At 38.7% G+C, this 25654-nt stretch carries 12 protein-coding genes; 3 read left to right on the forward strand and 9 right to left on the reverse strand.

Translation table 11 applies throughout. The features are described from left to right. Positions 1 to 98: 98 nt before the first annotated feature. Positions 99 to 1241 carry a metallophosphoesterase family protein gene (locus LVD47_RS16695; protein WP_236978960.1) on the forward strand — a complete coding sequence of 381 codons (1143 nt, stop codon included), beginning with the start codon at positions 99 to 101 and terminating at the stop codon, positions 1239 to 1241. Positions 1242 to 1283: 42 nt separating this feature from the next. Here the strand turns inward: LVD47_RS16695 and LVD47_RS16700 are convergent, their stop codons facing one another. Further along, the gene (locus LVD47_RS16700) at positions 1284 to 2651 is read right to left on the reverse strand and encodes a hypothetical protein (protein ID WP_236978962.1); all 1368 of its coding nucleotides are present in this window, start codon (positions 2649 to 2651) and stop codon (positions 1284 to 1286) included. Positions 2652 to 2969: 318 nt separating this feature from the next. Continuing rightward, entirely contained in the window at positions 2970 to 3149 is a 180-nt protein-coding gene (locus LVD47_RS16705) for a hypothetical protein (RefSeq protein WP_236978964.1), read from the reverse strand. Positions 3150 to 3370: 221 nt separating this feature from the next. Here LVD47_RS16705 and LVD47_RS16710 point away from each other — a divergent pair, with 221 nt between their 5' ends. After that, the gene (locus LVD47_RS16710; RefSeq protein WP_236978966.1) at positions 3371 to 3565 is read left to right on the forward strand and encodes a type II toxin-antitoxin system VapB family antitoxin; all 195 of its coding nucleotides are present in this window, start codon (positions 3371 to 3373) and stop codon (positions 3563 to 3565) included. Between the two features lie 655 nt (positions 3566 to 4220). On the opposite strand, the gene LVD47_RS16715 is transcribed toward LVD47_RS16710, so the two are convergent. From LVD47_RS16715 to LVD47_RS16745, 7 genes are all read right to left on the reverse strand, one after another. Beyond that, positions 4221 to 5507, reverse strand: coding sequence for an APC family permease (locus tag LVD47_RS16715; RefSeq protein WP_236978968.1), 1287 nt, complete (start codon positions 5505 to 5507; stop codon positions 4221 to 4223). A 211-nt stretch (positions 5508 to 5718) separates the two neighbouring features. Beyond that, on the reverse strand, positions 5719 to 7167 hold the full coding sequence (locus LVD47_RS16720) for a TolC family protein (RefSeq protein WP_236978970.1): 1449 nt from the start codon (positions 7165 to 7167) through the stop codon (positions 5719 to 5721). Continuing rightward, positions 7160 to 10321 (reverse strand): efflux RND transporter permease subunit, encoded by a 3162-nt coding sequence (locus tag LVD47_RS16725; protein ID WP_236978973.1) that lies wholly within the window; start codon positions 10319 to 10321, stop codon positions 7160 to 7162. Before LVD47_RS16725 ends, LVD47_RS16720 begins: the two co-directional genes overlap by 8 nt. Before the next feature lie 12 nt (positions 10322 to 10333). Continuing rightward, positions 10334 to 11419 (reverse strand): efflux RND transporter periplasmic adaptor subunit, encoded by a 1086-nt coding sequence (locus tag LVD47_RS16730; protein WP_236978975.1) that lies wholly within the window; start codon positions 11417 to 11419, stop codon positions 10334 to 10336. 927 nt (positions 11420 to 12346) lie between these two features. Continuing rightward, complete coding sequence (locus LVD47_RS16735) at positions 12347 to 14284, reverse strand: sensor histidine kinase (protein ID WP_236978977.1); 1938 nt, start codon at positions 14282 to 14284, stop codon at positions 12347 to 12349. 48 nt (positions 14285 to 14332) lie between these two features. Next, positions 14333 to 16276, reverse strand: a complete 1944-nt coding sequence (locus LVD47_RS16740) for a sensor histidine kinase (RefSeq protein ID WP_236978979.1) — start codon at positions 16274 to 16276, stop codon at positions 14333 to 14335. A 27-nt stretch (positions 16277 to 16303) separates the two neighbouring features. Then, positions 16304 to 16945: a response regulator transcription factor gene (locus LVD47_RS16745; protein WP_236978981.1), complete on the reverse strand. Its 642-nt coding sequence runs from the start codon at positions 16943 to 16945 to the stop codon at positions 16304 to 16306. 1477 nt (positions 16946 to 18422) lie between these two features. Between LVD47_RS16745 and LVD47_RS16750 the strand changes: the two genes are divergently transcribed. Beyond that, the coding region (locus LVD47_RS16750; RefSeq protein WP_236978983.1) for a DUF11 domain-containing protein at positions 18423 to 25654 on the forward strand (7232 nt) is incomplete at its 3' end.

The raw sequence follows: 25654 nt of genomic DNA on the forward strand, positions 1-25654 counted from the left end.
GATGAAGGGTTGTATAAGGAAAATGGTAATTTAGCAGTCCTTGTTAGATAGATGCCAGACTTAACCTTTAGTTTGCCTTTCTTTTATAGTTTTGTACTATGAAGGAATTAAAGTATAATACACCGGTGATACTAAAGGAAATCGAAGATGATTCCATAAAATTTAAAGACTTGCCTACTCCATCTGGGGCTTATCCTTACCGCATTTCCCTGGAAGAGTTGATGGGCGACCGGGTCGAAAAGTTGCATGAGCGTATGTTCTTTCATATGGTAGGAGACACGGGGAGTGTACGCCATTCTGATTTCCAGAGATTGGTAGCTTCATCGCTAACCAGACAGGTGAATTCTTCCGAAGCGACAGCACCCTCTTTTATGTATCATTTAGGAGACATCGTATATAACTTTGGTGAGGCCAGTGAATATCCCGGTCAATTCCTGGAGCCGTATAAGGACTATAATGCTCCAATAGTGGCCATTCCCGGCAACCATGACGGAGATGTCAATCCGAACAGTCCTGTGTCATATAATAGCCTTGATGCTTTTCAAAAAGTATTCTGCAATACGGAACGTAGAGAGATCAGATGGGGAGGAAAGCCTACCCGGTATACTTCTATACAACCCCATGTATACTGGACATTGGAAACTCCGCTGGCCCGGTTCGTCGGCCTGTATGCCAATGTCAATAGACACGGACACATTACGCAGGAACAGCGGGACTGGTTTGTCGAAGAGTTGCGTTATTCCGCAGAGGAACATGAAGATCGGGCACTGCTGGTATGTATTCATCATGCACCTTATTCGGCCGATATCAATCATGGTTCCAGTAAACCCATGATATCCTTTCTGGAAGATGCATTTAATGTAGCCGGAATCATACCAGATGCTGTTTTTAGCGGACATGTCCACAATTATCAACGGTTTTCTAAAATTTATAAAGACGGTACGGAACTTCCCTTTATTGTTGCGGGAGCCGGCGGTTATGCAGACTTGCATCCGGTAGCAGCGGTCAGCGATTCCCGGGTAAAGGCATTCGGTGCCGGTCAACCGGAGGTGTATCTGGAGAGGTATTGTGATACACGGTTCGGGTTCTTGAAAATGGGGGTCGAAAAAACTATGGAAGGGATGTCCCTCCTCGGTGAATATTATACATTGCCAATTGAAATGACATTTGACAATACAATTGAATTGGATTTATATGATTCATTTAAGATCCCGATTAAGCGTTTGGAAGGTGCGCTATAATATGAGCTGTCATCAGGTCTGTTTTAAATATCCGTAAATATTTTATTCCAATACTTCCCGGATGCCCCGCATCATGGAATCCTCTGCACCTGGCCCCAGCATGGATGCCATTTTAGACGTTTCATATCCCCCTTCCCGATACGCTTTGCGAGTACCTATGTAGCCCATCCCATATTCTTCATAGCCGGCGGTACATATTCTATATTGGGGAAATAAATCTTGTGCCATTAGTTGATACTCCACAAAGGGTTCTCCGGGCAAACTGAGTAACCGGACATCATCTATATGTAGTGCCGAAATACGGACATAAGGATCTTTATGTACCCGGTTCCACCAAGCCAGACAAGCTATAGCACGGAGATAGGGTAATTCGGGGTCGTATTTACCGCCGGAAACGATCTGCTCCAGGCTATCTTTGTCCAAATGATTTGCTAGAGGGAGGTATACGAGTGTCGTTTCCAAATTAAAGCTGTTTTTATTAACGGGTTTCCGGATTTCGGATTCTAATGCCTTGTCGATTGCTGATGCTATCCTGGCGGCAAAAGTATATCGGATATTACGGGTATTGTCGTTGTACTTGCCAACGCCTATATTACCGGCTGCCCCTGTAAAGTAAATATGAGGGTACCCTCTTTTCATTTCCTGATACTTTCGGGCAATGCCTACAAACTCAGATGATACAATACCATCTCCAAACTCAGTGACCGGATGAACGGCATAATATGACATGGACACCAGGGGTTGTTCTCCTTTGTATAGTGTAACTGTCTTCAACCAGGGGTCAATCAAACCTTCTCCTTCATTACGTAGCAAAGAACTTTTAGTATTACTCCAGCGCATTTTTTCCACTTTCCCGTTGCTTCCTATAATTCGTCTGTTGGAAGCAACATGATTGACCCTGGCTTTTCCATAACCGATTGAGGTTACCGGTTGTAATTCCGATAATGACTCCCTGACCACCTGAGCCACACGGTCGATGGCGTCGTGCAGAAAGATCGTATCGTAGTAGAGATCAGAACCTTCATACCGATCCAGGATCCTGGGGGTCAGGAAATCACACCGCACTGCATTGTGTTGATGCAAGGCATGAATTAAGACCCTGTCCTCACTGGTTCCTGCCGCTTTTGCAAGGGATTTGCGAAATACATCCATTCCTTCATTCGAAATGCCTATCCAGTCAATTGCTACCTTTACTACCGGTTTTTCATCAAAAATCAAAACTAATCCTCGAGCGCTCAGAGAATCACGGATTGCCCGGGCGGGGCCAAATGCGAGTGGATCCCCTACATTGGGGGTTACATTGACCTGAAAATAAGACATTAATACTGTATTATTGGGAAAGGAATTGGTGGCCTGCCCTCCTCCAAGCATGCAGAAATAAAAAGCCAGTGTAAAAATCGATTTTGGCATATATTCAGGTAACCCTATATGGTGTAGATTGTTTGTGAAGGTAACATGATTTCAAATGGTTACAAAGATAATTCAACTGATATTTTTAACACATACCCGGGATGTGTATCATTTTCCATGTTGTATAAAAGAGGGGGAGTATTTGTGGTAATAGTGGCTATTGAATCATTTGGCAATCGATAGGGGGGATGAAGAGAAAATAGAAAGTTAGAGCCTCTTCATCTTGTTCCTATTTTCTATACTGAATATTGAACGAATAGAATGAATCCTTGATGAAGAGATATTAGGGATCGTCGAGATAAAATCCGATCATTTTATTCATGTTTTGTGGGTCGCGACCACTATTATATCGGCGACACCCGAATTTCCCCAATCGACTGCTATATAGTGCAGTCCCAGAGGCAAATTTCGTGTTTTTAACGGATAGAACTTTCCGGACTCAGTGGTACGCTCTTTTTCCGAGGTTGCTTTTTTCTTCCTTGTTCTTGTTTTCGCCATTCGAATAGCATTTCTTCATTACTAAGTTATGAAGAAAGGATCTGACAGAAAAAATAAAGTATAATTTTTTTATCTCTCATAATCAGTGCAGAATGCATAATAAAATATGCTATGTATTTGTGTTAGCCAATAGACCGATCTTCTCAATGAATGATAGGACTGAAATTTTTTGGGAATTGTAGTTTTAATAATGTGCATATATGATTTTAAAATACACACTTATGCGTACAAATATTGTCATATATGAAAATTTAATGAAGAGAGCGATGAAGGTTTCCGGTCTCAAAACTAAAAAAGCCACTGTAGAGGCAGGGCTCAAACTTTTGGTCACATTAAAAGAGCAGAAAAGGATCAAAACTTTCCGGGGAAAATTAAATTGGGAAGGTAATTTGGAGCAAATGAGACTTGGTCAATGATTTTAGTGGAATCCTTCGGTTTGGATAGATTAGTTTAATGGTCTGGTAAATCGTCATACGAATGCGTTGGATGACATTCTTGGTGAGGAAATAGATATCATTGGAGATTTGATTATGGTTGAAGTTTTGCTAGGATTTTCTACTTCACCTGACTAGAATACAGGAAAACTTTTATTAGAGAGTTTGCCATTTTTTAGCCTGTGTGGAAAGGAAATTTCTTTAGCTTCTGCTAAAAAATTTCTTCTATTTAAGAAAAAATGGAATCACTCCAAGAAAAGCCATAGATATGATCGTTGCGACTTTTTGAATTGAAAATCATATTCGACTATTGCATAACGACCGGGATTTTGATTTTATAGAAATACACCTAGGGTTGGAAGTCGTAAAAATCTAAAACTTCTTAATTTTTTTGGCCATATTTTATATGGAATATCTGGTATCAATTTATTTCATAAATTAAGGGTTGAAGGAGAAAGGAGAATCTTTCGTTCACAACCTACCTTTAATGAACAGGACAATATTCTTCAACGAATGGTATTTTATGATATATCGGAAGATTCATTTACATGGGATTGGGCATCGTCAAAAGTCAACGGGAATAATTGGACTTTACATTGGAGAGTATTTTACGAAAGAAAAAATAGTGTAGCGAATATTATTTTTTCGTGGTATTTTCTGATTTTTTGTAGCTATACTCAATGGCAAAGCATATTAGAATAATCCCCAGAGCGACCAGGACTCCTAATGTATTGGTCGAATATTCTTGTATCATTAAAGCGGTCAGAGCCATAATGCACAAAACCGCCCCCAATAACGGGATATATTTTACACCGTTGATGGTTTTAGCCAATTTAAACCCTGTATAGTTTACTACCGCAAATACTACTAAAAACCCTACGCTTCCTGCAGTGGAAATACTTTCTAATGGAAGTGTATTAACAAGGAGTAAAGTCATCCCGGACGTGATTATAAGGCCAATGGGTTGATTCCATAAAATACTTGTGAATTCATGAGGTAGTTCGTCATCCTCTGCTAATTCATAACTTACTCGGCTTCCTCCATAAAGTGATGCATTAATAGCCGAAAACGTAGAAATTAAAGCGGCAATCGTAATGATAGAAAATCCGATTTTACCTAGCATGGGTTGTGCAGCTTCAGCTAACACATAATCTTCTGCACTGGCGATTTTATAAAAGGGTAATGAACCCACTGTAACAATTGCTATGACTATGTAAAGGAGAATAACAAATAAAACAGAATAGTAGTAGGCCCTGGGAATATTCTTTCCAGGGTTTTTTATATCCGGGGCTGAATTGGCTATTAATTCAAAACCTTCGTAGGCTACAAAAATGACCATCCCTCCTGTTACCAGGGTGAAAGGCTTTTCCCAGCTTGAAGGAGCTAACTGTTGTAAATTGGGGTTGCCGATTAGTCCATACGCACCTATTATTACAAAGGAAATAAGTATTACCAATTTTATAATTACCGAGTATGATTCTATTTTGCCTACTACTTCAATGCTGTAATAGTTGATAAATGTAGCTATTAAAATTATGACACTGGAAAATATGTGAAAATCAATAGTCGAATGGCCTGTTAGGGGCATGAGGTTTGGCGCATAGCTTCCAAAGGCTGATGCATACAGAGAAAGCATTATGATATAGCTAATCCAGAGTAAATTATTTATGCTCCCACTGAAAATAGTTTTACCAAACCCCTGGTTAATAAACCTTACCGTACCTCCACGATCCGGGAATGACAGGGATAATTTTACATAGCTGTAGGAAGTAATTAAGGCCACTATCCCGGCTATGAGAAATGCCAGTGGAGTTCCCCCTTTTGCCAATGACACTGCCAGGCCAAGAACGGCAAATATTCCTCCTCCCACCATTCCTCCAATTCCAATGGACATTGCTTCTTTTAATCCTATTTTAGACGCCATGGGAAAATGATTTGATTATTCAAAAAAAACTGATACATACATTTTCCTTTTGATTATCATTGATATATACTGCAAAATAAAAATTTTGTGTAAGAATAAAAAAAGCACTGCCTGCCAGCAGAAAACAATTATCAAAACTGTGGCAGGTAGTACTTCTGTTTACACCAAATATTAAGTTTGGATTTTTTAATTCGGAGGCTTGAACATAGTCTTATTGCCATCCTCCTCCGAGTGCTTTGTATAAATCAACTACAGCAATAAGTTGTTCTTTTTTTGTCTCAATAAGTTCGAATTTAGATTCCATAGCTTCACGCTGGGTAAGTAATACCTCCATATAATCTGCTCTGGCTGATCGAAACAGTTGATTAACAATTTCAATTGATTCAGAAAGTGAATTCACCTGTTGCGTTTTGAGAGCATAATTTTCATTCAGGTTGTTGATGTTTGAAATTTGATTTTTGGTTTCAAAAAAGGCATTTAATATAGTCTGTTCATATTCGTATGCAACTTGAATTTGTTTTGCATTAGCGTTATTATAGACAGAAATAATGGCGTTTCGATTTACAAGCGGAGCCACTGCATCTCCAGCTATTGACATTGCGAGGGACTTGGGAGTAGCTAATAAAAATTTGGGATTAAAAGCTTCGAATCCCAGTCCGGCTCGTATATCAAAAGATGGATAAAAGTTGGCTTTTGCTACTTGTATATTCAATTCAGCGGCCTGTAGTTCCAATTCTGCTTGTCGTATATCAGGTCTGTTTTCGAGAAGTTGTGATGGAATCCCGTTTTCCACCAACTTGGGCATTAGAGAATTGAAGGAATCGGAATTTCTGGGAATGTTTTGAGCCGGTCTCCCAAGTAAGAAATTTATTGTATTCTCAGTCACTATTATTTCTTGCTTGATCGCATAGATTTCACTTTGGTTCTTTTTCACTTCTGCTTCGAATCTCTTTACAGCTAAAGATGTTGTTCTACCTGCATCTTTAAGCGTTTTTACTACTTCCAAAACATTTTCCTGAATTCGGATGCTTTGTTTCAAGTTGTCGAGAGTATTGTCAAGGGCCAGGAGTTCATAATAGCTTTTGGCTATTTCTGCAACCAAGTTGGTTATCATGAAGTTTTTACCTTCCAGGGTAGCCATATATTCCAGAACCGCTACCTTACTTGAATTTCTTAATTTCTGCCACACATCCAGTTCCCAGGATGCAAACAATCCAATATCAAGATTTCCAAGGAGCTCCGGAAACGGTTTTCCTTCCTCTATTTCCAGATTCTCTTCTACAGCTCCATTACGGGTATAATGACCTACTTTTTCCAATTCTAATCCTGCACCTGCATTGATAAAAGGTTTGTATTCCCCTTTTCTCGCGAAAATTTCATTTTTGGCGATACTTATTCTCTGAAGGAGTATGTTGATTTCTTTGTTATTAACTAATGCCGTATCAATTAAATCCGTCAAATACGGATCATTGAAAAATTCTTTCCAGGGAATTCGGGCAGAATTGATAGTATCAACGTCATTTCCCTGGGTGGATATAAAATTTTCAGGAAGTTCTTGTTTGATTTCCTTTTGTGTCAATTCAGGTATCTTACAGGATTGAATGAAAAGGATAAGAATCCCTGTTAAGAAAAGCGGAAAGGATCTGATAAATTTAATCATTGTATTTAAAATCTTCAGTTAGTGGGACGAAATCTTCGTCTTTAATTAATTTTCTTCCATCTGCCATTTTCGCAAAAATGTAATATAGACCGGGAATCAGAATGACTCCGAAGATGGTGCCAAAAAGCATACCTCCAAAGGCTGATGTGCCTATCGTCCTGTTTCCGACAGCACCGGCACCGGTAGCCAAAAGAAGGGGTATCAGGCCTGCGATAAAGGCGAATGAAGTCATTAGTATGGGTCTGAATCTGACTCGAGCACCTTCGACGGCAGCCTCTTTGACAGTCATGCCCTGATTGTGTTTCTGGATGGCGTATTCTACGATAAGGACAGCATTTTTACCCAGCAAACCAACCAGCATTACCATTCCGACTTGAGCGTATATATCATTAGCTAATCCCAAAGATGTAAGTAAAAGGAATGAACCAAAAATACCGAGAGGAAGGGAGAACACTATGATAAGTGGCAGGATAAAGCTTTCGTATTGAGCTACCAGGACGAGGTAAACGAAAATCAAAACAATGCTAAATATTACGATAGCTTCATTACCCCGTCTAGCTTCGTCAAATGACAACCCTTCCCATGCAATATCATACCCCTTTGGTAAAGTGGCATCAGCTACTTCCCTGACTGCTTTTATAGCATCGTCTGTAGTATATCCTTTCCCCGGAACACCGCGAATAGTGGTTGAATTGTAAAGGTTGTATCGTGTGATTTCATTAGGACCTTGTGTTTTTTCTAATTTCATAAAAGCAGAATATGGTACCATTTCGCCTTCTTCGTTTTTTACGAAATAGTTGAGAATGTCACTGGGATATCTTCGGTATGATGGGTCTGCCTGCGTATACACTTTAAAAAAGTTATTGAACCGAATAAATCCCTGTTCATAGGTGCTTCCAATCAAAATATTTAAATTTTCCATCGCTTTTCCAATAGACACTCCTTTTTGCATGGCTAATTCATTGTCTATTTCCAACTTAAATTGAGGATAATTAGCGGCATAAAAAGTAAATAGTCCGTCTAATTCAGGCCGTTTTTTCAATGCGGACATAAATTCCTGATTGATATCATCAAAGTCGTGGAAATCTGTATTGTTGGTTTTGTCCAATAATCGAAGAGCCAGTCCACCAGCAGCTCCGTAACCAGGTACTGCCGGAGGTTCAAAATATTCTATGACTGCGCCAAAATCATTCGTTTTTTCTTCTAATTCTTCGATAATTTCATGTACTGAATGAGTACGTGTTGCCCAATCTTCCAGGTTGATCAGGCAAGTTCCTGCATTGGATCCCCGTCCTTCTGTCAAAATTTCATATCCTGCAAGTGAAGAAACTGATTTAATTCCTTCCACTTCTTCCGCAATTTCCTGAAGTTCCCTAGACACTTTGTTTGTAGCTTCCAGTGTTGTTCCCGGGGGAGTTTGAATAATAGCATAAATCATTCCCTGATCTTCATTGGGAATAAATCCGGCAGGTAAATTTTCATTAACAAAAAATGTCCCTACGATAAATCCACCTAAAACTAAAATAGTAATCAGTCTCCTATTGACTATTGCGTTTAGAAATCGAGTATATTTACCAGTTAAATTTTCAAATAACCGGTTGAATCCGTTCATGAAATAACTAATCGGTGTTCTTTTTTTGGATTTACCGTGATTGTTTTTTAAGATCATTGCGCACAATACAGGTGTTAGGGTTAGTGCGACTACACCTGAAAGTACAATGGCAGAAGCCATTGTTATTGAAAATTGCCTGTAAAATACTCCTACAGGCCCTGTCATAAAGGTTACGGGAACGAAAACGGCGGTCATCACAAGGGTGATTGCTACAATTGCACCTCCGATTTCTCCAAGAACTTCCTGAGTTGCTTTGTAAGGTGTCAGGTCTTGTTCTTCCATTTTGGCATGGACCGCTTCCACTACCACTATTGCATTATCCACTACAATACCAATAGCTAGTACGAGGGCAAATAGTGTGATGAGATTGATCGTGATACCAAAGGCTTGCATAAACATAAAAGTTCCAATAAGTGATACCGGAACAGCGAGGGTAGGAATAAGTGTTGAGCGCCAGTCTCCAAGAAATATAAATACTACAAGAGCTACCAAAATAAAAGCCTCTGCTAGGGTATGGACTACTTTCTCTATAGATGCATCCAGGAAATTTGATACATCATAGCTGAATTCATATTCCATTCCTTGGGGAAAATCCGATTGCAATTCAGCCATTTTCCCTTTCACCTTTTCTATCAGCGTACTGGCATTGCTACCATAGTTTTGTTTTAGTACAATGGCGGCAGAAGGATATCCATCTTTATTTGAGTAAATATCAAAAAATTCACTTCCCAATTCAACTGAAGCTAAATCTTTTAATCTTAAAACTTCTCCTTCCGATGAGGATCGGATTATGATATTTTCATATTGTTCTGGAGTATTATATCGACCCTGATATGTCAAGACATATTCAAGAGATTGGGCTTTTATACCTGAACTTCTTCCAAGTCTCCCCGGCCTACCAATTATACTCTGTTCATCGATGGCTTCCATGATCTCTTCAGTCGATACCTGGTAAGCCCGCATCCGATCAGGTTGTAGCCATATACGCATGGCGTATTGTCTGCTGCCCAGAATCTTGGCGCTGGCTATTCCATTGATTCTTTGAATTTCCGGAATGACATTGACATTTGCATAGTTGTAAAGAAATTTTTCATCAGCGTCCTTGTCTTTACTGAATACATTTACATACATTAACATACTGGGTTGCACTCTGGAAACGACAACTCCCTCAAGTTGGACCAGCGGTGGGAGCCGGTTCATTACCTGGTCTACCCTGTTTTTTACATTCACTACCGCTTTATTGGGATCGGTTCCCAGTTCGAATATAACCTGTATAGTGGCTTCCCCTGCGCTTGTAGCATCTGATACAATATATTTCATACCCTGGACCCCATTAATGGCTCTTTCCAGGGGGATTAATGTCGATTTTACCAAAACATCTGCACTGGACCCTGGGTATGCTACCGAGATTAAAACTCTTGGAGGCGCAATTTCCGGAAATTGAGAGACGGGTAGATTTTTAATGGAAAGCATTCCCAAAAAAATAATGACTAGCGATACGACAATTGCGAGAGCCGGTCTTTTTATAAAACTTTTAAACATTATTTCTAAATTTTATTCTGCTTGAAGATCAATACTCGCAAGTACCTGTCCGGAAGATTGTAAATCTATTTCAATTTCCTGGCCATCTTTTACTCTTCGCAATCCTTCTAATAACACCAGGTCCGATTCCTTGAGCCCATCCTTGATAATATATAAATGAGGCAGCTCCTCCTCGATTACAATTTTCCGCCTTTCAAGTCTCTGGTCTTCATTAATAACATATACATATTTTTTGTCCAGTACCTCAAACGTTGCTTTTTGGGGTATCATCATTGCTTTTTTATAGGGGGTGTGCATAATGATATTCCCGGTTTGTCCATGTCTTAGAATTCTTTCAGGGTTGGGGAAACCTGCCCTGAATTCTATATTCCCCGTTTCGTTATTGAATTCCCCTTCAATGGTTTCTATTATACCTTCATGACCAAATATTTTTCCATTGGCCAATTGAAGACTTACTACTTTTTGGTTTTGATTTTTCTTTTGGGAAACAAATTCCAGGTATTCTGCTTCGGGGACATTAAAATAAACCCACATCCTGTCAATATCCGACAAAGTGGTTAACAATTCCCCCTCCTCCAGAAGGCTACCTTCGCGTGCGTGAAGGTGGTTCATAATTCCACTGAATGGTGCTTGAATATTTGTAAATCCAAGGTGCGTTTCCGCCAATTGGATCTCAGCTTTCGCTTTGTCGAGGTGGGCTTTGGATAAAGCCAATTCAATTTCGGATACCACATCTTTTTCAAATAACATTTTAGTACTTTGGTATTCTATGTCGGCTACTTCGGCTTCCGCTTTCATTTTTTGAAGGTCGGCTTCGTACACATTTGGCATTATTTTGAACATATCATTGCCTTTATGGATATACTGCCCTTCATCTACAAATATTTTCTGGAGATATCCTCTTTCCAATGCTTTGAGTTCAATGCGTTTACTTGCATGAATTTGACACACATATTCTCTCGATAACACTGTGTCCCTGATTAAGGGTGTGCTAGCTTCAAGTAGTGGAATTTTTTCATGCTCGACATGCTCTTCTACATCTTGATGACAATTACTAAGTATAAAGGTTAATAAACCTATAACGATCAAATGTTTCATTTTGAAATGTATTTATAGTGAACAGTAATATTTCAGGCTTGAATCCTGCCTGTAAGAATTGGGTAGACTTTGTTTAAAATCCAGAAAAATTTGTGTGCTTATTGTTGTATGTCATTTGCTCTTATAGATAAAGCATGATTGCTTTCCATTCAATTTGCACTTACTTAGATAAGTTCAAAAATCAAATCCGATGTGGTTTTGATTTCTGGTGTGGTGAAAGTTGGTATTCCTATAGTAAAAAGGACTGGAATAAAATTATCCTAGAGGTGTTCGATAATGGAAAATCTATATTTCCATTTGAAAAAATATAATGATGAGATAATATGGATTGATATAAAAGATGGAATTTATAAATTCCTGTGACCGAGTTTTCGTAGTCTGGAAAATTTGGGTCTGATTCCTCTTGTATCTCAAATTCAGAAAGAAAGTAAGGTAAGTGGTGGAGTTTATCATCTGGTTTTTTAATATAAGCCGTGAATAACCCGGAATGATTGTTTGCTGAATCCAATTCCATAAAAGTTGCATTAGATTCATTAACATCTAAGGTATGATATTCTTGGTAACTACCGAATTGAATCAGAGAATAATACAATGCAAAAAATAAGAATATAGGATTCATATGACCTTATTTTCAACCAAAAGTAAATAACTTTAGAAAAGAATAAAAAAAGTTTTTAGTATTGATGTGTTAAAAATTTTAACATATTGAATCTTACATAGAAAAGGATAATATTTTGAAATGTTTATTTATTTGGATAATAATATTTTTTGATGTGTAAAATATTATTAATAATTCTTTTTATGTTTTTAAAGTTTGATTTTGATTGATATGGGAGAATGATTTATTGTGGTGTGTTTTGGACAGGTGAAACGGTTACCATTCGTTGTTTTTGATTTGGTTAAACAATTTTTTTTAGCAATGAGATATCAATCCTTAGGTAATTCAATTAATAATTCGGTTCCTTTTTTTCCTGATTGGATGTAGAATTGTCCATTGAATTTTTGTACTCTTTGTTTGATGGATTGTATTCCAAGTCCGTTTATTTTTGATGCGTCAAAACCTTTTCCATTGTCGCCAATGGAAAGGATGAATGCATGATCTCTTTCATCGAGAAGGATATTTACCACATTTGCTTTGGCATGTTTAATAATATTGGCCAATGCCTCCTGTATGATTCGAATCATTTCCATCCGCTTATTAAAATCAATGTGAGCTATAGCGTTGGGATCAATTTCTATCACTTTGATGTATTTAGTGTCGGGCAATGCATTTTCAATGACTTTTTGAATCCGGTCGGTAAAGGACCTGACGTAAGTATTGTGTGTATTATTTACCCAACTGTGATTTTTACTTCTTATGGAATGATATACTTCTCCGGTGTAGTATCGAATTTCTGAGAGTTCTTGTTTCAGGTTATTATCCTTTGTTGTATGCAAGGAGAGTTCAATACGTTGAATAATATCGGCGACGGTGGAAGTCAATCCATCGTGCAATTCCTGTTCCAGTGATTCTTGTTGTTCTTTGATTATCCTGTTTTTATTTTCTTCCATCATTGCAATCTGGAAATTGACCATATCATTAAGAGCCATAATTTGCCTTTCGGATTTTTTCTTTTCCCTTCGCATACGAAAATTAATGATTCCAGTAATAATAGTAAACAGAAGGGATATGACTAATAGCCAAAGATTTCTTAGCCTTTTTTCTTTTTGGACCCTTTGCAATTCCTTTTTATTAAACTCCGATTCGGTATATGAATACAGGATATCATCTAAATCAGAAAGGAGCTGGGCATGAGCTTTATCCTGTTCTTTTATAGCATTTTCCATTATAGCAAATGCTTTTTTTAGTTCACCCCTTTGCCTGTATATATTCGCTTTCATTGTTTGGATTTTATAGGGGGTTTCATTAGAGACAGAAGGTAATTTTTCCCATTCTGTTAGGTAAAAGGCTGCACTATCTATATTTTGGAATTTCAAATGGTATGTAACAAAAGATTGCGTTAAAGATATTTTTATAAAATTAAGATCTCCTTTTGGGCCTTCGTTCCTGTCTAGTATTTGCTGAATTTTGGCTAGGTACGCGCGAGCTATTGACCTTTGTTCCAGAAGCATGGCTTGTCCGTATTTTATGCTGTAAATATAGAAGAGGACTGTATTGCGAGGCCCGGGAAGATCCCTGAGTTTAGGCAAAAGGGATTCACTTATGTTTTCTGCCAGCAAAATTGCATTTTTGGCTCCGGCTGAATCTCTGATTTCATGATATGCATCGATTGCGATGGCCAGTAAATTAATACATGATTCTGCATTGGAATCGGTTATAGAACCGGATTGAAGACGAGAAGGAATGGTAGCTATATAACTTTGGGCTTGTTTGTACAAGTCAATGACTTTGTCAAAGTTTTTGTGTTCAGAATAAAAATCCAGCTTGACGGCTAGTTCTATGATAGGAACCTGCTCCGAAGACAGCGAGTCATATTCGCTTACTTTTTCGGCGTAATATATGGATTCACCTCCTCTTCCTGCTAGTTGTGCATTATCAAGAAGGATAAAATAATAAAGTCTTTGCAAGTAATGAAAGTCAGGATTCCCCCAAACAATCTTTTCAAAAGTTTTTAACAGGTGCTGCATTTCTCTCTGTGTAAAAAATATTGCTTCTGAATTAAAGAGGAAGGTCAGGGAGTCGATAATATCAATATACGTTGTATCAGACATATTGCCAGTTTGGTACAGGATAGTCTGTTCTTCCAAAATACGGATTGCATTTTCTTTTTGGGAGAATTGCTCTTCATCAGCTGAGAATTGGGGGGTAGAACTTAAAAATCCCACGCTACAAATGAGATAGATAAGAATGAAAACAGGCTTCATAATCTCCTTATTGATGAAACAGATTAGTATTTAGTTACCTTGTAAATATTATTCAAGAGCCGATACGGGAATTTCGATACTTATTTCAGTACCTTCCCTGTCTGAGTGGATATTGAATGTTCCATTGATTTTTTGGACTCTTTGTATGATGGATTGGATTCCCAACCCTTTCTTTTTTGAAATATCAAAGCCTTTTCCATTGTCGCTAATACTAAGAATAATAGTATCATTTTTTTGATAAAGAAATATATTTACCACATCTGCTTTGGCGTGTTTAATGATGTTGGTCAATGCTTCCTGGATAATTCGAATCATTTCCATACGGGCATTAAAATCAATGCTTGCTATAGCTTCGGAGTCAATTTCTACTTCCTTGACATATTTGGATTCGGGCAATGCATTGTCGATTACCTTTTGGATTCGTTCACTAAATGACCGGATGTAGGTATTGTGTGCATTATTTACCCAACTATGACTTTTACTTCTGATGGAATGATATACCTCACCAGTGAGGTATTGAATTTCGGTTAATTCTTGTTTTAGGTCAATTTCTTTGGTTTTATGCAGGGAGAGTTCAATTCGTTGAATAATACCTGCGACGGTGGCAGTCAGGCCATCGTGCAATTCCTGTCCCAGTGACTCTTGTTGTTCTTTTATAATCCTGTTTTTATTTTCTTCCATCATTGCAATCTGGAAATTGACTGAATCATTAAGAGCCATAATTTGCTTTTTGGATTTTTTCTTTTCTCGTCGCATGAAATAATAAACGGAGCCAATAATAATTATAAACAGAAGGGTTATGAATAACAGCCAAAGATTTCTTTGGCTTTTTTCCTTTTGGACCCTTTGCAATTCTTTTTTATTAAACTCCGATTCTGTATATGCGTACAGGATGTCATCTAGATCAGTAAGAAGCTGGGCATGAGCATCTTGTTGTTTTTCAATAGCATCTAGCATTAGATCATAAGCCTCAGAATAGTTCCCCCGTTTGGCACTAATTTGTGCCTTTACAACTTCAATACTATATTCAGTGTCACTTTGAACCGGAGGGGAACTAGTGGTTTCCTGAAGATAATACGAAGCACTATCAACTTGTCCGGTTTCCAGATGATAATTTAACAGCATATTGGTTAAAATCTGCTTTGTGAAATTTGATTCACTTTGTGATCCTTTGAAATTTGCAAGGATTTTTCTTTCCTTTTCGATGCGTTTTTTCATTTCGTTAGCATCTTTTACTAATGCTGCTTGCGAAAAGTACATCTCATTAATCATAGCTTCCACTAAATGGTAATTGTCAATATCCTCTTTTAATGATGGTAATAAAGCCTTTGCAATACTGTCTGCCAGATTAACAGTTTGTTGGGCTTGCATTGTATCTTTGAGGCTATGATAGGCAACCACTACATTGTTTAGATGGGTTATACAGTCAATAGAATTATAGTCGCTTATTGTATTCTTTTTGACCAATTCAGGAACCTGGATAAAGAAGTGTTTATACTTCAGGTAATCTTCAATTATTTTCTCATAGTTTTTGTGTTCATTGTAAAAGTCGGCCTTAATTCCTATTTCCAGTAGTGATTCCGGCCCGGGAAGTAGCGTGTCGTTTTGACTGGCTTTGGAGGCGTAAAACATTGCTTCCCCTCCTCTAAATGAAAATTGGGCATTGGTCATTAATTTAAGATAATAATCCGTTTGATACTTTTTAAGATCTGAATGGGACCAAATAACATCCCTGTAAAATTCCAGGAGGTCCAGATATTGTTGGTGGGGGAATACAATCCCAATACTAAAGAAATCATATAAAAGTGAATCCACCTGCATGACATATTTTTCAGCAGAAAGTGTCCCTGATTTATATTCCATCTCAACCTTATCCAGTTTGTTAATTGCCTCTGATTGGTTTGTACCAATATCAAATTCCTGAGTGATGACGTCGTTAAACGGAGAAAGTAAGCTTAATGTGGCAAAGAAGATAAAAAATATCTTTTTCATTAAAAGAAGATTAACATTACGTCAAAATTAAATCAATTCAACTTTACGTGCAAATGCCAATAGTTGTATAATGTTTTTACATCCTGCTTTATTCATCATCTTGCTCCTGTGGGCAGCGACAGTATGTCGACTTAAATTCATTTCAGCTGCTGTTTCATCAACGGTTAGACCTTTTGCAAAATATTGAATAACTTCAATTTCCCGATCCGTAAAGGGAAGTTTGAAAGCAGTTCCCGATTCATCCAATATTTTCTGGATGGTCGGAGAAATATAGAGTTTCCCGCTATCAATACTATTTTTGCAATCAATAATTTCCGGAGTCTTGGAAGATTTACTTAAAAATCCGTGAATGGGGTATGAAAGGATTTCATTGATTAATATGGGGTTGGTTACAGAACTTACTATGATAATCACAAAATTATTGTGTATCCTACGCAACTCATTAATCATAGGAATAAAAGTTTTACCTTGAAGGTAAAAATCTGCAAATAGATAAATTTGAAATCCAGAACGCTCATTCATCAGGTAATTTACTAGTTCTCTATCATCGAAAATAGTATGTACATTTCGAAAAATGTCCATTTGCTCAATTAGGTTTCCAAATGATTCTGCAAATAGTCGATGATCGTCAAATACGATAGCTTTTTTCTGTTTGGGTTTATTTGTCATTTTTGTTAGGTTGTTTAGCTAAAGATCGATAACAATACTATATAGTACATAGTTTCTTTTTTTTTACAAAAAAAATACATTTATAAAGTTGTAGCATAGTTGTTTGAACGGCAAATATAGAGAGAATTAATTGTTTAAGTTATCTGTTAATCAATTGTGAAGTTTTTCGTTCATGATATGATGTGAATTGCTTTACAACAATGAAAAATCAGACACTAAAAACAGAATTAATAACATTATAAATGCTTTATTAGAAATTATATTTGCTGTAATTGATTTGTTTTTTATAGTTGTTTCATTGGGTAGTATTTTTGTGCTAAAATAATACAACTTTGTAGTCTTATTGTATTAATAAATAGTCACTTGTGGTATTTTAACCTTTATACTGTGTAGCAAAGGTAAATTTATAAAAAGATTCTTCCTTTTTTGGCATAAAATATTTTGGTAAAAACGTCCAAAGTGCGGAAAAGTATGAATTAATTTGAAAAATACAATATTTTATTAATAGAATAAATATTGTAAGACGATGTTATTTTCAACAAGCTATTAATTCGTGTTCCGGCGTTTTCTTCTCCTGGATATCTATCGCAACGTAATTGAAATACAAGAACACATGCTAATTTTTTTGAATTAAAATGGTTTTTATAATAGTTTAAATATATTAATTCAGAATCAATTTTATGAATGATTAGAATCTGTTTCTATTTTTATCACATTACAATTTTTTTTAATAAAGATGTAATTGGAAAAAAGTTACGATATCCTTTGTGGATTTAGAAAATACGAACAAGAAAGTTTTTGGCATTTAAGGGGCTGTTCTTTAGCAGGCAGCCCCTTTTCTTTAAAAGAGGTATGTAACAGTTAAATTACTAGAGATTTAATGGTACCTCAAGATATTTTTTAAACCTGGAAAACAGTAGTAAAGAGTTAATCCAGGTGGATTTTTAACAAAGGACATACTTTTGAAATAGAGTCCTTTTTTTATCAGGTCTTTATATGGTTAATTTATTCACAGGAATAAGTTGTTTTAAAGGGACTCCGGCAAGAAAATCATTCATATTATAAAAATAACTTATATGTATGTAATTGTATTTCTTGGATAGTACATTTGTACTAATTTGCTTTATGGTTATTTCTATTTTTCAACTAATAATATATGTTTGTTGCCAAGAAATAACATCAAATGAATTAACTGCAACTGAAATAATGATGTCTTTGGTGTTAACGTGAGGAAATTACGAAGAATGCCCTTTGAGGTTTTTTTGTGATTGACTTGCTATTTGTGAATCTTAAAACAAGGAAATGAAATGTTTTTAGCAAGAAGCATAATAGGAAGATTATGTATTCATTATATGTCAAATTGGACTTTTGCCTATTTCGCTAAAAGTCCATATGAACGGAGATCTTTCTACCTCCCAAAGTCATTCACCCAAAGTTCTACTGCCTCTTTATCAATTTTTCCTAAAGCAATTTAATTATGATAAGAATTTTTACTCCCAAAATCTGTCGTTCCATTTATTTCCAAATTATCTCCTTACTCACACTCGTGGGTATTATTCATTTTGAAGCCGATGCGCAGGTTACAGTTACATTTCCACAGCTTCCGGAGCCAATAGTTGTTTGTGAATCGGAAAGCTTACTTACTTTCAGGGTCCAGGTGGAGACAGGTGGTGAGGGTCTGTCAAGTGTAGATATCAATTTACCCCTAGGGATTTCGTATGTTTTGGGATCATTAACTATAACAGATAATTCCGGCTTTACTTTGACAGAAGGTACAATTGTAGATCTAAACGAACCTTCTTTTGTGATCTCAGGTTCACCTTCCATGGGTGATTATGTAGAAGCAACTATTCTGAAAACCGGAGATTGTGAGGCAAGTAGTAATGCTTCAATGGGTACAACCTACTTTGATTCTTTATTAGTAGATTTTACCACTGGAAGTTTTGATACTACATCCAGTAATTACAATGTATTATATGGAGATTTGTTTCTTCAATATGAAAGTCCGGCAAACACATCAGTTTCTTCCCGGCCCACAGATACTTGTCGAGATATCAGAATTACCAACGGTGGAAATGGATATTTGACGCGTCTCACACACCGCGTAATACCTCAACCGGGTTTGCAGAGTTATACATTGAGTTTCAATGGGACCGATTTGACACCCAGTGTTACAAGTGGAGATACGTTGTGGTATGAGCTGGATTTATCACAAGCTCCTTTTGCGGGTTTGATAGGGGAAGGTGGTATCTATGGAATGGATACCCTGGAAAACGGGGAAGCCCTGTTACTGGAGGAATGTTTTACAATCGAATGTGATATTTCCGGAGGACTGTCAGTCGATCATCGAAGTAACTGGGGATGCGATGGTGCTACATGTGATCCTTCCAATACAATTACAGGAACAGTATCTGCTCCATCGGTGGCTCCCAATTTGGGCTTGGAAATTACAACCGATAATCATGAAATCTGTTTTGATGGATCAGATGAAGGTATACTCCGGGTACGATTGACTAATAATGGATCTGAGAATGCATTAATAAATCAGGTCCGTTATAATTCAGGTGGTAATGGATCGGCCATAACCTCGGTGCAATTTTTTCAAAATACAATGGCGTTCGCGCTGGGAGATGTTTTCTCTGATGAAGATTCTAATTCAGGCTCGGGTTGTGGAGGCGGAACCAGTCAATCTACCTTTTCAAACGACCCAATGGAAATGTCTCATTTGTCATTAGATCCGGGGGATTCAATTATCCTGGAAATGAGGTACGTACGATGCTGTCCCACTGATGAGTGCGGACCGTTTTCCCTCTCACGTCCGTCTATCCGGGTGTGGGCATTGAATGAATGCGGAGAGAATTCGCGAAACTGGACCGGTAATGGTGGAATAGATGGATCTGCATCTGTTTCCGCTCCGATAGTATCGGGTCCGGCTGAGATACTGGATGGTGAAAGTGAAACGATTTGCGTTACTTTCCCCTCACATTCATTTTTGGATTTATTTGATGAAGTGGATCAGAATGTAATTTTTAATGTGTCATTACCGGATGGATTGACCTATGATAATGCATCAATGGTCGCAAGTTATAATGGAATGCCTTTTGCAGGAGCAATGTTGCCCGTTGAGACTGATGACCAGGTAACTGTAGCTATTCCATTGTCAGAAATTGATATGGCGGGTTCGCATCCGTTGGAATTTTGTTTTGATGTTACAGCAAGTTGTCCAGGAGTAGGAGGAGATATTGAATATTCTATCGGGCAGACTCTGGATTTGGATTGTGACCCGGCGTGTGCGGTTAATTTGCGTTGTGAGACGTATGAAGTAGTAATTCCTGGATGTGATTGTGACGAAGGAGGTACCTTCTACTCTACTGACGTTCAGCGGGTATCTTTTGGGTATGAGGACACGAATGATGATCGGAACTGGGAATCTTTTACCCGTGCAGATTCATCAGATGTCGATTTGACCCGGGTAATAGTGGGAGATACTGTCCGCAACCGATCATCCATAGGTTTGATGGGATCCGGCTCCTGGGATCAGGTCTTGTATACAGAAGCTTTTCCGAATGATGCGGTATGGTGTTTTGATACAGCGTGGGTAGTTGTCAAAGACAATATGGGTAACTCCGTAAATATTGGCAATATAATACCCTCTTCTTCCACCGGAGGTGATTTTGAATATGATTTGTCCCCGGATGCTTTAGGAATAACCGGAGCATATGCAACTGCTTACGATAATGCTGACACATTGTTGTTCAGAGCTGAATATATCTTTTGCAAGGAAGAAAATGAAGATTGGTATAGCTTGGATGGTGCTACAGAATCTAATAATATTTATGAAGATATATTGGTTCGACATAGTTTGGAAACTACGGCAGTAGGAGGGATGGAGTCGCAGGAATGTGGTTTTGATGCTAACCGGCTAACTTTGTTAGGGACTGCATTATCAGTTGATTTTGTCAGCAATGATGCTACTGGGAGCGGATGTGACCGAAATTTCCGGTACAGGATTGATGTCAGGCAAAATATAGGAGGTATTTCAAGTGGCTCAGGGGCTAATTTTGATTTTTTCCCGAATGAATTCCGGCCGTTGTACTTCCCGGATTCCATTGCAATCCGGATGCAACCAAATATAAATTATGATACGGCATGGCTTCGTGTACAGCAATGGACCGATGGGGGGACGACTACAATGACTCAAGGACTGGTTCCGACAATGATAGTTGACTCGGTGATTTATTATGATATTGAGGCCATCCATGATGCTTTTGGAGGTGATTTTTCATTTGAAGAAGAAAATGCTACGGTTCAGTATTATATAGAATTTATGAGGACTTGTGGGTCTAATTCACAGTTGATGACGGATTTGTCCATATCCTACAGGACGCCCCTCTGTCCTGACAGCCTCTTTATTCAAAGGGACGAGACAGCACAAGCCGGTGGCGGAGCCAATCTCGGAAATATTTCTTTTAATCCTTCTTCTTCAGCAGTAATAGAGGCAGCGAATGAAATTTCCTGTTTCGATTTGCGGGTAAGGCCACAGGGAGGTAACCTGGCCTATACATGGCTGGAAATTCTCAACCCGGAGGATATTGAAATAGTTTCGGTTTCAGAGGGAGGGGTACCCTTGATATTAGAAAATGGTATATACCCGACAGGAATACATAATAATAACGATCAAAAGGTTTTCGAAATATGTGCCAATCTTACAACATGTAGTGAGACGGAAGTTCAGGTTGTCTTTGGCTGGGATTGCTATGGATATCCTTCGGATGCAGAACATGAGGAAGCATGTTCCTATGATACGATTACCTATATTTTGAGGCCGATTGAATCAACCATTATGTTGGAATTGACTGAGCAACCCGCTGTAGGGCCTGTAGATTATCCTGATTTGTGTGATGACCTTTTATATGAATTGCGAATTAATTCTTCGGGAGCCGGGGATATTATTGATCCTTCAATAACCGCCTCCTTACCTGTTGGTTTCGTGATTGATTATGTGGAAGTAGAGTATATGGGCAATACAGAAATAATCTCTCATACTACTTTGGGATCATCAATAATAGCTAATTTTTATGACCATCCCGATTTAGAACATGATAGTTTGCCGGGATTGCTTACCACGACAGATGTTCCAAACCGACAGGCATTGATGAGATTCTACGGTAGTACCGATTGTGATTTCAGGTCGGGTAGCAGGCTACGATTTGAATTATCTGCTGACCGTCCTTGCAGTGGACCGGCCACGGGCGATGGTTCTACTGTGGAGACGGAAAGACTAAGACTTGAGGGGTTGAACCCTTATATTACGGATCCAGTTTTGTTTTCTGGACTGGAGGGGGCATTATCTTGTGGAAAGACAACAACCATAGGAGTGAGTTTTGAAGTTGCAGACGGTGATTTTATAGGCCAGGACTCAGCTGTTATTTTACTTCCCCCGGGTGTTAATTTTGTAGAGGGAAGCATCTATTGTGAAGATCCTATGCTATGTCCTGTATTTGCCAGGGTGGAGGAAGACGGTTCAGGAGGATCTATGGTTTACCTGTGGTACCCATCCGGACAGGAGGGAACCACTGTTGAATATAGTTTTGACATTGTATTGGATAATAGTTTTGAATGTGGAAGTTCAGTTGAAGTTGGTCTGGAAAATTTGACCATAGTTGAAGGCGAATTGGATTGCGGGGCTACTGTATGCGACGGCCCTCATACCGTAATTACCGGTGGAAACAGTGTAATATATCAGGTGGAAAATACCGAATTAATGTTTACTTCCTTTACTGCTGTCAATCCAATAGGTACAAACGAAGTTTTATATCAAGGAGAATTGGAGGTGAGCGAGGTTGCGGTGTCAGCATTAGATACCTTCCGGGTAGAGTTTTATTGTGCGGATGCAACCGGAGACCCGGTCGGTCCGTCATTGGGAAGTTCAGTATTCTCAGGTCCGGCGGAAATCGGGGAAACTATTGCATTTAACGGAACCGTACCGGGTGATTGTCCTTCAGGTGAAATCATAGGTGTCGTAAGCGCTGTGAATAATTGTATTTGTGCGGAAGTGCGGACCAATACCGATATTGAGCAAATTGAACCGGTGTTTGACCTGGCTTTATTAAAAGAAGTAGAAAATTCAGGTCCTTATCGACCGGGGGATACTGCTGTTTTCAATATAACCTTATATAATCAGGGAAATGTATCTGCCGATAGTGTTACAATACAGGATTATTTACCTGCAGGAGAATTGGAATATTTAGCTATAGGTGATTCTGTGAAAAATTCCAGTTCCGGGTTCCCGGTAACAATTACAGATTTGGGAGCCGGTGCTTATGGAGTAGACAGCCTGGTAGCAGGAGACACCTTACAATTCAATATATCCCTGAGAGTTAATGCGGATTTTATGGGAACATCGATTAGAAATTGGGCAGAGATCAGCTATGCTACCAATGTGCTGGACGAACCCGATTCGGACAGTTCTCCGGATGATGAAAATTTTAACCAACCGGGTGAAACAGATGACTTGGACGATGATAATATCGTAGATGAAGACGGCATGGATGGCGGTGATGAAGATGATCACGATCCGGCAGAGATCGAAGTTGAACAGATTTTTGACCTGGCATTGAAAAAAGAATTGGCCAGGGATCCATTAATGGTATTTCCGGGAGCCGAAATAGACTTTACCATTACCCTTTATAACCAAAACGGATTGAGTGCCGATTCCATTAGGATAATGGATTATTTAATGATGGATAGCCTTCATTATACGAGTACAGGCAATCAAATTCTTTCTTCTGCCAATGGAATATCTACCCAGGTAATTGATTATGGGGATGGTACCTACGGGATAGATACTTTAGCTGCTTACGATACATTGGAGTTTGATATTACTTTATTGGTAGATGAACTGTTCCTGGGTGATTCCATTACGAATTATGCTGAGATTACGTATGCTTCCAATGTACTGGACATTGATGATATTGATTCTGATCCCGATGGCAACCGTTATAATGATTCGGGAGGGCAACCGGAAAGTGATGCTGATAATTTTGTAGAGGGTGATGGTTCCGGAGACCCGGGTGATGGAAATCCCGAGACTGATGAAGATGACCACGATCCTGCAAAATTTGAGGTGTTAAAGACCTTTGACCTGGCTTTGAAAAAAATTATAAAGCCGGGAACCCTTCCCGTTGATGGCTTTACCTGGGGAGATACGATCCACTTTGAAGTAACCATATTTAATCAGGGATTTATTTCGGCGGATAGTATTGTTATTCAGGACTATGTTCCTTTGGATCCCAATATGCCGGGAAGTACGGATAGTGTCTTACAACAAATAGGAGATTTAAGTGTGTCATTAATGTCTTCCGCTAATAGTACACCCATTGAGCTGATCGATAACGGTGATGGAACTTTTTCTTTGGATACATTACCGTTGTTGGATAGTGTTACCTTTGATGTAAGCTATCGAATAAATGAGAATTTCAGGGGATTAAATGCCATCAATAATGCGGAAATAATTTTAGGTTCGAATGTGCCGGGATTGGAAGATGAAGATTCTACTCCGGGAGACAATGAAATGTCAGAAGCCGAACTTTCCACAGATAATGATGTAGACGACGATGGGCCGGGTACTCCCGGAACAGAGGATAATCCCGATGATAGTGATGACTATGACCCGGCAGAATTTAATATGAACCCCCGATTCGATCTGGCATTATCAAAGGTGATCGCAGATACTTTGTCGCCACCATTGAATTACGGTGACACCATTATTTTTGGAATAAATGTGATTAATGAAGGTAATGTAACAGCGAGCTCTTTTGAAGTAACGGATTTGATCCCATCCGGTTTTGCTTATATTTCATCCAACGATACTGAAGGATGGACTTTTGACGGAACTAGTATGGCGTCCAGGACTGTTACCGATTCCCTGAAAGCTTATGATGATACTACGATTTTAATTGAGCTGGTATTAGTGCAGGATTTCGAACCGGATGCGTATGTAAATACAGCTGAAATCACTTATGATGAAAATGATCTGGATGAAGATGATGAAGATTCGACACCGGACAATGATGACCCTGAAGAGGATGATATTGAACAAAGACAAGTAAATGTAGCAGACCTTGCCCTGCGCAAAGTGCTGAGTTCTACTACACCCGGGCCCTTTGGATATGGCGACACATTGGCGATGGAGATCGAGGTCTATAACCAGGGGAATGTGCCGGTGGACAGTATTGAGATAACCGATTACTTACCGGCCGGATTGACCTATATAGATGATGTATCATTGAATCCGGGCTGGGATGGTACAGACCCATTGAATCCCGTATATGCTTGGAGCGGGGATACCTTATACCAGACAGACAGTTTTTCCATACTATTGTATGTAGAACTGGCAATGGTGGGAGCGTCGGATTCTGCAAGTTGGACGAACTATTCGGAGATTGGTTATGCGCGGGATACGTCGGGAATGGAATGGGACGATATAGATAGTGAGGCAGACGGAGATCCGTTGAACGATACGGGTGGCACACCGAACAGCGATGAAGATGACCACGTAGCAGATGATGGTGTAGACACAGACCAGGACGGGATCACGGATGAAGATGACCACGATCCGTTGTATGTTCCGGTGTATGATCTGGCGTTACAGAAAAGAATCAATAATGCTTTCCCCGGTCCGTATCGGTACGGAGATACGATTACCCT

The organism is Membranihabitans maritimus, assembly GCF_021729145.1.
Taxonomy (GTDB): Bacteria; Bacteroidota; Bacteroidia; order Chitinophagales; family Saprospiraceae; genus Membranihabitans; species Membranihabitans maritimus.

What these genes read in the sequence shown, in the direction of transcription:
- LVD47_RS16695 (WP_236978960.1), top strand. Translation starts at nt 99, where the DNA reads ATGAAGGAATTAAAGTATAATACACCGGTGATACTAAAGGAAATCGAA.
- LVD47_RS16700 (WP_236978962.1), bottom strand. Translation starts at nt 2,651, where the DNA reads ATGCCAAAATCGATTTTTACACTGGCTTTTTATTTCTGCATGCTTGGA.
- LVD47_RS16705 (WP_236978964.1), bottom strand. Translation starts at nt 3,149, where the DNA reads ATGGCGAAAACAAGAACAAGGAAGAAAAAAGCAACCTCGGAAAAAGAG.
- LVD47_RS16710 (WP_236978966.1), top strand. Translation starts at nt 3,371, where the DNA reads ATGCGTACAAATATTGTCATATATGAAAATTTAATGAAGAGAGCGATG.
- LVD47_RS16715 (WP_236978968.1), bottom strand. Translation starts at nt 5,507, where the DNA reads ATGGCGTCTAAAATAGGATTAAAAGAAGCAATGTCCATTGGAATTGGA.
- LVD47_RS16720 (WP_236978970.1), bottom strand. Translation starts at nt 7,167, where the DNA reads ATGATTAAATTTATCAGATCCTTTCCGCTTTTCTTAACAGGGATTCTT.
- LVD47_RS16725 (WP_236978973.1), bottom strand. Translation starts at nt 10,321, where the DNA reads ATGTTTAAAAGTTTTATAAAAAGACCGGCTCTCGCAATTGTCGTATCG.
- LVD47_RS16730 (WP_236978975.1), bottom strand. Translation starts at nt 11,419, where the DNA reads ATGAAACATTTGATCGTTATAGGTTTATTAACCTTTATACTTAGTAAT.
- LVD47_RS16735 (WP_236978977.1), bottom strand. Translation starts at nt 14,284, where the DNA reads ATGAAGCCTGTTTTCATTCTTATCTATCTCATTTGTAGCGTGGGATTT.
- LVD47_RS16740 (WP_236978979.1), bottom strand. Translation starts at nt 16,276, where the DNA reads ATGAAAAAGATATTTTTTATCTTCTTTGCCACATTAAGCTTACTTTCT.
- LVD47_RS16745 (WP_236978981.1), bottom strand. Translation starts at nt 16,945, where the DNA reads ATGACAAATAAACCCAAACAGAAAAAAGCTATCGTATTTGACGATCAT.